General features: G+C 63.3%; 1 protein-coding gene and 1 pseudogene. Both read left to right on the forward strand.

Annotation, left to right across the window (positions count from 1 at the left end; genetic code table 11):
- Window positions 1–958 precede the first annotated feature (958 nt).
- A complete protein-coding gene (locus AC6RA4_RS25495; protein WP_500165119.1) occupies window positions 959–1,318 on the forward strand; it encodes a hypothetical protein in 360 nt (119 codons plus the stop codon).
- A gap of 27 nt (window positions 1,319–1,345) precedes the next feature.
- Window positions 1,346–1,554: pseudogene (locus tag AC6RA4_RS25500) on the forward strand (CHAD domain-containing protein); the annotation flags it as partial.

A 1,554-nucleotide genomic window follows, 5' to 3' on the forward strand; every position in this document is an offset into this window, starting at 1 on the left:
TCATGCGGGCGGTGGGGCTGGTGTTCATGTCGAACCTCTTCATCTCGTTGCGTTTGACACGATGATAGAAGGCGCGGGGCGGGTCCTCGTCGGGGCGTGGTTGCAGGAAGTCCTAGGCGAGGTGGGGGTGTCCTTGAGGGGCATGCCGGGTCTCGGCGCGCGGCCTGGTCAGATCCTTGGGTTTTCGACTGGACGGGGTCTTGAATAGTCAGCGAGCGCTGACCACCTAGTTTTCAAGCACGTCGTTGATCAGCGGCGGAAGCATATCGACCTTATCGGCATACGGTGATTCCGGGAACATGACCGGCGCTATGAGGCAGTCGAAGCCGACAGGCACAGGGCCTGGTGGATAACACGAATCCCTGAAAGGACAGAGGCTCTGCGGAGGCGCAACCTCTGGCTCACTAGCTGTCGGCACATCGCATCTGGTGGGTGCTGGACCTTCGGGTCCTAACCGCGTTTGGCCTGAAGAGGCCAGGATGTCGGGGCTAATGCGGGAGAATGGACGCCGCCCGCCGCACTGATGGTCCGCAGTGCTTGGCCCTTATGGTTGCACGTTATACGGAGCTCGTATTGCACATCCCCCGCCATCTTCTGGGTCGGCGCGTTCGCCGACTTCTGTCTTCTCTGCTTGAGAAGCGTCACAGAAGGTGGCGGGGGATTAGACGATTCCAGAGCTCTCGCGAGAGAGCGAGAAAGTCCCAGTAACATTCAGGCGCCAACACCACGTGGGCTCGCTTCATGGATCGTGTCAGTGACTTGCTCATGGACACGAGGGGCTCTCAATGTTCGAAAAGTCGACATTTCGGTTCCGAAAGCGGTTGCGGTCTGTAACATGTTTGTGACATTGACGCGGCCCACCGTGGCCTTTCGTAGCGCTTCCGGTGCCTTGATTGATCGAGATAGGAGGCCGCGAGTTGCCAGGACAGCCCGAAGACGAGAGGCGATCGTGCCAGACATGCTGACAATCACAAGCGGCGGTGACCTGCGCACCGCCCTGCTAGGCGCCGATCTCGGGAAGCTGCACCTCGCGCTGGAAGAGGCCGAAGGGGCCTCTGCCTTCGCGCTGCTCGATACGTTCGACGGGCAGGTCGCGGCGGCGGGGCTGCTGCTGGTGCTGACCGATGACGGGCTGCATCTTCTCGGGCGGGCCGAGGCGCTGGTGCAGACGCGCGCCGAGCCGGACTTCATCGCCAACATGCCCGCGGGCCCGGTCACCGACAAGCTCGCAGGCATCGTCTCGCCGCTGCGCACGCTGATGACCGTGGCCGAGGGCACGCTTTCGCGGCAGGGGCTGCGGGTGCTCGACGACAACTAGAAGACCCACCTGCGCGGCACGCTCTGGGTGCTCGACGCAGGCAAGGCGGTCTCGGTCTCGGTCTCGGTCTCGGCGCTGAAGCCGCTGCGCGGCTATGACAAGACACTCGGCAAATTCAAGGCGGCGCTGTCCGCGGCGACCGGCAAGGGCAAGGTCGGCACCATGCTCGAGGCCAGTGCCCTGCTGCGCGGCGAGGATCCGGCGCTGATCGGCAAGACCCGCATCGTGATGACGCC

Source organism: Salipiger sp. (genome assembly GCF_059781815.1).